Consider the following 9739-nt stretch of genomic DNA (forward strand, 5'->3'; position numbering starts at 1 on the left):
ACTTTTTTCGTTCAAAAAAAAAATACATAACTTAAGAGAAGGCGTATACTTTATAATAACAAATAGAATCACCTAGGAGCAGACAAATGCCTCTCAAATTTGTAATCCGATTCGCGAGTATTTTGTTTTCATTATTAATTCTGGTTGTTATCGCGACTCAATTTTTATTTTCAAGTAAGGTAACAACGGACATATGGATCATTTCATTTCCTATTATTTTGGCTATTCCAATCTTGACATCTATTGTTTTTGCAAAAAATGATGAATTCAGTATCCATTCTATGGATTAATGTATTTATATGAATTGATAAAGTAATGTCCTAATCACTGAAAAGCTCATTACAAGGTGCAATGCTGTTCACTTAAGAGGAGCAGCATTGTGATCTACCGGATAACGGGTTTTTGACATCTTAACCGTTCGGGGTGTTGTTGGCCTCGAACGCCTTTCCAGAAACAGGCTACCCATCCCTGATCTCAGCTCCGATAGCCGCCTGCCAGTCCCTGACAAAGGGTTGGCATTCGCCATCACAATCAGCTGAACGGCTATGTACTGGCATGCAGGCTTAAAACGGATATCCGAAGGTGAACGCCCAAAGGCTACCGCTGCAAATGCCGCTTCTCGCCGAATAATATTGTAGCTCAGCAACAGACCCCACAACTCCTGATAAACCAGCTCTACCGTCTTGCTGCGAAGCGTGATGGCATTATGCTGCATCGAGCTTTTGATATCCCGAAAACCCAATTCGATTTCCCAACGCTCTTGATAGAGCCTGGCGATATCCTTTGCAGGATATTGATCGGCCGGCAGCGAGGTCAGAACTGTCTTTATTCGTCCGCCCCGCACAGCATAACTCACTTGCCTGACTTCCCAGTATTCGGGGAGCATCGGGTTTTTCTTTCTTGCCTGGGGTGACACTTTCATCCGTACCCGCACGTCACCTTCTGCATACGTCTCGATCACATCACTTTTCAGATTTTTGCGCTCCGGAATCAGCCAGTGACGACCTTGACCTTGCATCGAGAGTGAAAGCAATAAATCCGCACTCCAAAAACCCTTGTCAAACAAGGTGATCGAGTTATTCGGAATCTGGGAGATAAACTTTGCAGCCAAAGGAATCTCGCCCCGGCGATAGGGACTGATCTGTGCATCGACCAGTGTATGTGAGCGCACATTCATCAGCGCGACGAGCCGTAGCATCGGAAATGGCGTCTGGCGCTGTGTAGAAGTATTGCCTGAGCCAAAGTGCTCACGAAAATCAGTCGTATCCTGGGTTCGGAAGAGTGCACCATCGACAGCAAAGACCTGAAGCCCCTGCCATTGATCATCTGGATATCGCTCATGTCCCCAGTATTGACCCGTCTGGCGAAATAGCCACTCTACAGGATTTGCACCCAAACGCTTACGGGCTTCAGTTACCCCACTACGTGCCAGCAGGTCAAGAGAGGCTAACCCCTGAGCGCAAATATTCAGTCTTCTTGCCACTTCATGGATGGGCTCATCCCGAAAAATTGCCATCCCAAAAACCAGCCAGAGGACTTGATCTGCAGGCAAGCGTCGCCTGCGGATAGTAGCTGAACTGCTCAACTTGAGTGCGGATTCGACCCACTCAATGGGGATATTGTGAGTAAAGGTACTCAGATCCGAGAAGTTAAATAGACCGTTGAGGTCGAGAAGATCCTGCTGAAACACCATAAAAAATCCGATGCCAAACCTGACATCGGATTCTCTAATAAATTTCGCGAGGCTTCAAATGCTTAAGTGAACAGCATTGCATTACAAGGTGGGCTTTTTTATTGTCCAATAACAAGAAGAAATAGGATGTACTGAGAATTAATCAATGGTTGTTAAGTCTGGATAAGAGTAAAATGGGTACATTGAGTGCAACAATGCACAAGCCTGTATATCTGTGTTATGGCATGCTAAAATATCAGACCGTATATCGGTCAAATAATCTCAAAGCTTGATTGACGGTCAAGACCATATTTCACCTCAATCATGGCAAATTCTATCTCGACATCATCATTAATCACCGCAAGTATTGTTTCACATACACTGGATTTCACCCAGTCTCTATAACCTTTAAGATAGTATTCCTTTACCTAATTCTGGAGGTAAATCACGCCAGGGACTACCGGTTCGAGCAATCCACTCAGTACAGATTTAAGAAATAGTCTATTATTTTTATCTCTGCACCCGTGGTCTAGCCATTATAGATTTATCATCCTAATTTGGCTAATTCTCAGCAGCCCCTAATAAAAAAGTGGGATTCACCAAATACTTTACCCTATTTAATAGTCTTGTATTTTGCTGTTAATGGCAACCAAACTAAATAGCTATAAACGAAAACAGCTACGACCATCGCGATATGAAATGCCCAATCAACCCAATAACTGAGATCGAACAAAGTAGCGGAAAAGTATAAAGGTAGGAAAAAGAATCCCAATATAGCAATACCTAAAGCTATCCAAGCGCTACGTCGATGATTGAATGTTTTTTGCCTATTTTTGATTAGCCAATATAACCATGGCATGATTAGCAGGGTGAGCAGTATTACAACGAGAAGCCCATTTTCTAGTATGGCCTCCCACAACATCATCAGCATTTGATAAATTATCATTATAATTTCCTGTTCCTGATTGGCAAATTAAACACGCCCTTTCGCTACAGCCATGTAGGCTGGCTTGAGCATCATTTCCTCTAAAAACCAAGCAAAGTAACTTTCTTTCAATGGATCAACAAATGGTACAGTGGGTGTTAAATTATTTTCATAGTCAAATTCAACCAACATTGCTTTACCCTCTTCAATTAAAAGTGGACAAGAGGTATAACCATTAAACTTCTGACTTGGTAACTGACCTTTCATCACATCAATCAAATTTTGTACTACCACTGGAGCAGATAACTTGACTGTAGCTGCAGTTTTACCTTTTGGAGTGCCATTGATATCACCTAATCCAAAAACATTAGAGTAGCGGGTGTGTTGCAATGTATATTTATCAACCTCTAGCCAGCCAATAGAATTAGCAAGCGGGCTGTTTTTTACACTATCTACAGCAACCATTGGTGGCACAAGATGTATAAAATCATACATTTCTGTATGCTGATTTCCCTGTGTATCGACAAAAAATGCAGTTTTCTTATCGACGTCAATACCTGTTAATTTTCGTTCAAAATAAACATCAATTGGTTTTTCAAGTGATTGCCAACGGTTAAGCACATTTTCATTGACCTTAGGAACACTAAAGACTTGTTTGCTTGGACTAAAAAAATCGATTTGGCTATTGCTCAGTGTCCCAGCTTGTTGCAAGCGGTCATATAACATGAATGTCATTTTTAACGGTGCACCTGCACATTTCATATCCGTATGCGCCATAGTCATTACCGCTCGTCCACCACGTTTTCGAAATTTGTCCATCTGATGCCAAGTTGCTAAAGCTATTTCGGGGCTAGCATAGACACTACCAATTCCATTTTTACCCAAATCACTTTTGGATAAACCTTGAATTTGTTCATACCCTAAACGCAGTCCGGTAGCAACCACCAAAAAATCATACTTTATTGTTTCACCTGCCTCTGTCACTATTTTATTTTGGTCAGGCTCAAATGCTTGCACATTAGATTAAATCCAATTCACATCTTTGGGTACAAGGCTTGTATTATCATTTAATACTTTATCAACTGATTGCCATATCCCAGTTGCCAATAAGGTATAACCTGGTTGATATCGATGCGTGGTATTATGATCAATAAGTATTAGCTTGGCATTCGGCAACTGTTTGCTTAAGCGGTTAATCGCTGCCAGCCCGGCCAATCCTGCTCCTACTACAACCACAGTAACCGCATTCGTTTCTGCTGAAGCCTGAGTGGTATGACTTAAATGCAGACCTGCTGTAGTGATGAGTCCGACACCAGCTGCCATTTTTAGAAAATCCCGTCGATTATTACGAATACTCATGTATTCTCCTTTCGAATCTTTTTTATCGTTAAAGTGTTATTCAATGACCGGCTTTAGAATCTCTATTTCATTTCTGATCTTAGGTCATATGTAGATCACTAACATCAATCCATTCTAGTCTTCTGATCCTAATAAAATTCGAATAGATGAGATTATACTATCTAGTTAATTTTGCTTAAAAAACAAAATTTTTCATAGCCGACCAAAGCACTATAATTGATCAATCCTGATGCTGATTTTTTGTATAGGTTCTTTTAGCCTGTTATATTTTTATTTACAAGCAGATTAAATTATATACAAATTTATCTCATTAAATCACTTTTTTGATGCTTGGTTAGTATGTGCTAAGAGCCTAGATTAATATATTAAATTGAAAACAGTACTACAGCATCAGAAAGAAAAAACCAACTGATGCATCACTTACGAAATTAGTATTCGTAGTTATTATTGATTGACCATTCTTGTAATTTTCCAAACTTGATCTGGTCATTAAAAAGCAAATCATTGTTTGCTAGCGTCCTACTCTCATCTGTTGGACAGAAACCATCATCACAGTCTGAATCGACGACCCAGCAGCCGCGGACAAATAGGATTTCATTTCCTTCTTGCTCCAGCTGTTTTTCTACCCGTTGAATTGCTTCATCAATGTTTTTTGCGCCTAAATAAGCTGTCACATACGCATAGGATTCCGATGGATCCGATGCTTTTTTAAATTCAATGCCTACACAAAAAAGATGGTTTTTCATCATTTACTCCTCATTTATTTTTAGTCCAAATCTCTCATCAAACTTATTCAGATCCAGCAATTTTTTGCATCTAAAAAAACTGAACCTCTATAGAAAATAGGTCAGTAAGGAAAACCTCACTGACCTGTGTTTAAAACTTAATACGCCAATTTTAACAGAAATCTAAACAGTCCTGCGACCAAGGCCAAGCTTAAAAAACCAGCCAGCCATAAGCCAATAAACCATTTCAATTCAGAAATTTTCATTCAGCCTCCTTAATGATAACCCTCATCACCCACGCGCACTTTATCCCTGAAAACCCAATACGATAGTCCGGTATAAATAAGAATGATCGGAATTAAAATCAGTGCGCCAATAAGGGCGAACAATTGACTACTGGCAGGTGCTGCAGCCTCCCAGATAGTGATGGATGGTGGAATGACATAAGGCCATAAACTAATCAGAAAACCGCTATAAGCGAGAATCACCAAAGCCAAAGTATAAATGAATGGCAGGAACTCTTTGCGCTGCTTACAGGCTTTGATTGCCAGGAAAGTAAACAGCAGAACCAGTACGGGTACCGGGCTAAAATAAAAGAGTTGCGGTTGACTGAACCAGCGTTCTGCAATTTGAGGATGAGCCAAAGGCGTATAGATGCTGACACAAACAAAAATCATCAGTAATGAAATCAGCAGTTTTGGCATCAATTCAAACATGCGGTTCTGCAGCATTTTTTCGGTTTTAAAGATCAACCAGCCACATCCTAGCGTTGCATACAATACGACTACACTTAAACCGGTAAACAGGGAAAAAGGTGTTAACCAATCCAGACCGCCGCCAGTATAGATGCCATTCGTGGTTTCAATCCCCTGAATATAGGCTCCCAAAATCAGTCCTTGGAAAAATGAGCTCAAGATCGACCCCCAAATAAAGGCCTGATCCCATAAATGTTTGGTTTTATTGGCCTTAAACCGGAATTCGAAGGCAACGCCCCGGAAGATCAGCGCGATCACCATTAGAATGATTGGGATATACAGGGCGGACAGTACAGTGGAATACACTAAGGGAAATGCAGCAAATAATCCTGCACCACCCAGTACCATCCAGGTTTCATTGCCATCCCAGACGGGCGCGACGGTATTCATCATAACATCACGTTCCTGTCGATCACCAATAAAGGGAAATAGAATACCGATACCGAGATCAAAACCATCTAGCACGACATAGATCAGCACTCCTAATCCAATAATTAGAATCCAAATTAATGATAAATCGATCATTTTTGATTCTCCTGAGATTGTGTAGGACTTACTTTATCCAGATCGCTCTCCTCATCAATTGTACTTAAAGGACGTTTTGATGCCTGTATGACCGCCTGCTCACTATGGGGTGCCGAATGTATAAACTCCGGACCTTTACGCATCAATTTCAGCATGTAGAAAATGCCAACACCAAACACAATAAAGTAGACCATTACAAAAATGATCAGGGTTAAACCCACCTGTTCCGCTGAAACGGGAGAAAGCGTATCTTTGGTCCGTAAAATGCCATAAACCACCCAGGGTTGACGACCGACTTCAGTGGTAAACCAACCTGCAAGCAAAGCGATAAATCCTGAAGGTCCCATATATAGGGCAAATCTATGCAACCATACCGAGTCATAGAACTTGTCAGTTTTTCTTAGCCATGCACCTAGAACTGCCATTAAAATCATCAGTACACCCAGTCCGACCATAATCCGGAAACTCCAGAATATGACCAGCGAGTTTGGACGGTCTTCAGGTGCAAATTCCTTTAAGCCTTTGACTTCACCATCTAAGGTATGTGTCATGATCAGACTGCCCAGATTCGGAATTCCGATCGCATACTTGGTTTCTTCTGCTTCCATATCTGGAATACCAAATAAATACAGTGGCATGCCATGATCTTTATTGGTTTCCCAGTGTCCTTCCATAGCTGCCAGTTTGGCTGGTTGGTGTTCCAGGGTATTCAAGCCATGCATATCTCCGACAAACATTTGTAGAGGTGCCAATGCCAGAATCATCCACATGGCCATGGAAAATGATTTTTTCACCAAGGCATCACGACGGCCTTTTAATAAATGAAATGCGGCTGTGGAAGCTACTAGCAAAGCAGAGACCAGAAAGGAAGCCATTGCCATATGTGCCAATCGATAAGGGAAAGATGGATTAAAGACAATGGCAAACCAGTCTTGCGGGACAATAATGCCATTTTCAATGGTGAAGCCCTGAGGGGTTTGCATCCAGCTATTCGAGGACAGAATCCAGAACATTGAAATACAGGTGCCTATAGCCACCATCAGCGTTGCGAAAAAATGGGTTTTCGGTCCCACTCGGCCCCAACCAAATAACATAATCCCCAGAAAACCGGCTTCAAGGAAAAACGCACTTAAAACCTCATAAGCGAGTAATGGTCCTGTGACACTGCCGGAAATCCGTGAAAACTCACTCCAGTTGGTACCAAACTGATAGCTCATCACCACGCCAGAGACCACGCCCATACCAAAGGACAGTGCAAAGACTTTGATCCAGAACTTAAATAAGTCCCGGTATACTGGATCGTTAGTTTTAAGCCAACGCCATTCCAGAACGGCCAGAAAACTGGCTAAACCAATAGAAATTGCCGGGAAAATAATATGAAATGATACGGTAAATGCAAACTGGATACGTGCCAGTTCCAGCGCGGTTAGCCCTAAATTCATGCTGCCTCCTGCTGATCAATTGAATACAGGGAGGACATCAACAGCACCGATTGATGCAGTGAAACTGACACCCCTTGCCAGACATCGATCTTCTGGTATAGGGATGAAACCCGTATACCAGATACGCTATAGACTTTTTTGAGGGCGAACGAAACCATTACACTGTTAGCGAACAGCGAAAACTGAATTCTCATGATTAAAACTCTTTAAGATGTTGTGTAGTGCAAACAAAACAACTGTTTGACGTGACCAATCATGTCCTAAAGAGCCAAAGGAGGCGCCCTGCCCTGCGGCAGCAAATACAACTTCTGTAAGCTGAAATAGACATGCCGGAAGACAGGCTGATAGAAATTAAGTCGAACCTGAATCCGGTCCAGAACTTCATCAATCCCCAGCTTAAATGGCAGTACCAAATCACCATAAACCGTACAATATTGGCATTGATGGTTATGTTTATTGTGATCGTGGGAATGTTGAGGAATCAAATCCTTGAGCAGCTCATGATGAACTGAGTGGACATGATGATGATCGACAGGCGAAAGAAGATTGTGGGTAATCGACATACAGACCGGAGCAATGTGAAATTTTTCCGGCAGCAGAGGCTGTAAATATACTGCAATTTGCAAAAGTATGGCTGCAAATGCAATAAAGATTCCACTTCGCTTCAGCAAGTTTTCTCTCGACTGGCATCGAATAAGAGGGATACGCTGAATAAAAACATGAAATTTAAAGATAAATTCCTACGTATTTACTCAACTTTTCATTCTACAAATATATAATATATACTTAGTTTTGAAAAGCAAAATAAATAAATAAAAAGTCAATTAAATTAAATGCTTAAAATTTAAAAAACTTTCTCTTACGATTGATGCAGGAGAAAGTTATGTATTGTACAAAAAGTGTTCAGAAGAATACTTTGCTTACTTGAAATAATTGAGAGGCAATTTTAAGTAAGATACGCCATTTTTTTCTGGCTGAGGAAAACGTCCTGCATTCATATTAATCTGAATGGATGGCAAAATCAGTTCAGGCATTCTTAAGGTTGCATCACGTTTTTGACGCATTGCAACAAACTCCGCTTTTTCTGTACCAGTATGAATATGAATATTAGACTTTTTCTGAGTTTTGATATCGGTTTCACAGATATAGTCATGACGTGATTCCGGTAAATAGTCATGACACAGGAAAACACGAGTTTCTTCAGGCAACTGATAGAGGGTCTGCACAGAATCAAATAAAGTTTCAGCATTGCCCTTCGGAAAATCACATCGTGCCGTTCCATAATCAGGCATAAACAAGGTATCACCTACAAAAACAGCATCTCCAATCACATAACTCAAGCATGCAGGTGTATGTCCAGGGGTAGGAATATTATAGGCTTGTAAGTTGCCAATATGAAATTTTTCATGATCCTGGAATACATGATCAAATGTCTGGAAAGCATTGAACTGTTTGATATCAATGTTATAGATTGAGCTAAAGGTTTCCTGTACCAATGAAATCCGTTTGCTCATCGCTGTTTTTCCACCGAGCTGCTGTTTTAAATACTGTGCTGCTGTTAAATGATCTGCATGTACATGCGTTTCCAAAACCCACTCAACCAGTAAGCCCTGCTCTTTGACATACGCGATGATTTGATCGGCATGCGTGGTAGATGTCACTGCTGAAGCAGAGTCATAATCGAGAACACTGTCGATAATCGCACATTGTTTTGTACCTGGATCTGAAACTACATAACTGAATGTATTTGTTTTAGGATCAAAAAAATCTTTTACATTTGGTTGAGTCGACATAGTCTTACTCCTTTTTAAAATTTAGAAGCTCACAGAGCATATTTAAAACTTAGTTTTTGATACAAGGCAGGCCATTTTTCCACCAAGATTTCATACCACCTTTTAACTGTGTGACTGAATATCCCATCTTGGCCAATCTGCGTGTCGCTGGAATGCTCCGGTGCGCCGATAAACAAATGGTCACCACGGGCTGATCCAGATTGAGCCCCAATGACTGTATTGTAGATTCATTCAACTGTGTAATAGGTAAATTAACAGCACCTTTTATATGACTGTGTTTAAACTCTTGAGCACTTCGGACATCAACAATCTGTACAATTTCCTGTTTCTGTAATAATTCCTGACAAGTGATTTCAGGCACCTTGCCCCAAGGTAGATACATCAGAATATTAAACATGATTTTCCTCTATTAGAACAGTTGTTATCCGCGACTTATATTTATAAGGATTTAAAATAAAAATAAGTAGTAAAATAAATATAAGCCAATCTTGGGTTAAACTTCAAATCTATCCTCATAGAAAATACAATGACTTTTTAATAACC

11 protein-coding genes are annotated in these 9739 nt (G+C 40.7%); all 11 read right to left on the reverse strand.

The genetic code is table 11. The annotated features are described in order from the left end of the window. Positions 1-358 precede the first annotated feature (358 nt). Positions 359-1693 (reverse strand): IS4 family transposase, encoded by a 1335-nt coding sequence (locus FTT87_RS14930; RefSeq protein WP_180082847.1) that lies wholly within the window; start codon positions 1691-1693, stop codon positions 359-361. A gap of 592 nt (positions 1694-2285) precedes the next feature. Next, positions 2286-2618, reverse strand: coding sequence for a hypothetical protein (locus tag FTT87_RS14940; RefSeq protein ID WP_004973783.1), 333 nt, complete (start codon positions 2616-2618; stop codon positions 2286-2288). A gap of 27 nt (positions 2619-2645) precedes the next feature. Next, positions 2646-3614: an FAD/NAD(P)-binding oxidoreductase gene (locus FTT87_RS14945; protein ID WP_218944794.1), complete on the reverse strand. Its 969-nt coding sequence runs from the start codon at positions 3612-3614 to the stop codon at positions 2646-2648. A gap of 6 nt (positions 3615-3620) precedes the next feature. Further along, positions 3621-3956, reverse strand: coding sequence for a twin-arginine translocation signal domain-containing protein (locus FTT87_RS15930; RefSeq protein WP_218944793.1), 336 nt, complete (start codon positions 3954-3956; stop codon positions 3621-3623). Between the two features lie 428 nt (positions 3957-4384). Further along, positions 4385-4702, reverse strand: coding sequence for a hypothetical protein (locus FTT87_RS14950; RefSeq protein ID WP_004973778.1), 318 nt, complete (start codon positions 4700-4702; stop codon positions 4385-4387). Between the two features lie 254 nt (positions 4703-4956). After that, on the reverse strand, positions 4957-5961 hold the full coding sequence (gene cydB / locus FTT87_RS14955; protein WP_086197093.1) for a cytochrome d ubiquinol oxidase subunit II: 1005 nt from the start codon (positions 5959-5961) through the stop codon (positions 4957-4959). Then, positions 5958-7403 (reverse strand): cytochrome ubiquinol oxidase subunit I, encoded by a 1446-nt coding sequence (locus FTT87_RS14960; RefSeq protein WP_086197094.1) that lies wholly within the window; start codon positions 7401-7403, stop codon positions 5958-5960. Before FTT87_RS14960 ends, cydB begins: the two co-directional genes overlap by 4 nt. Then, a complete protein-coding gene (locus FTT87_RS14965) occupies positions 7400-7597 on the reverse strand; it encodes a hypothetical protein (protein WP_121523968.1) in 198 nt (65 codons plus the stop codon). The genes FTT87_RS14960 and FTT87_RS14965 overlap by 4 nt, the downstream gene beginning before the upstream one ends. Before the next feature lie 66 nt (positions 7598-7663). After that, positions 7664-8074, reverse strand: coding sequence for a DUF2946 family protein (locus FTT87_RS14970; protein WP_121523966.1), 411 nt, complete (start codon positions 8072-8074; stop codon positions 7664-7666). 249 nt (positions 8075-8323) lie between these two features. After that, complete coding sequence (locus FTT87_RS14975; RefSeq protein WP_180082706.1) at positions 8324-9196, reverse strand: MBL fold metallo-hydrolase; 873 nt, start codon at positions 9194-9196, stop codon at positions 8324-8326. 49 nt (positions 9197-9245) lie between these two features. Beyond that, positions 9246-9593 carry a rhodanese-like domain-containing protein gene (locus tag FTT87_RS14980; RefSeq protein WP_086197098.1) on the reverse strand — a complete coding sequence of 116 codons (348 nt, stop codon included), beginning with the start codon at positions 9591-9593 and terminating at the stop codon, positions 9246-9248. Positions 9594-9739: the final 146 nt, after the last annotated feature.

Origin of the sequence: Acinetobacter sp. YH01022, from assembly GCF_013420235.1 — a bacterium.
GTDB lineage: Bacteria > Pseudomonadota > Gammaproteobacteria > Pseudomonadales > Moraxellaceae > Acinetobacter.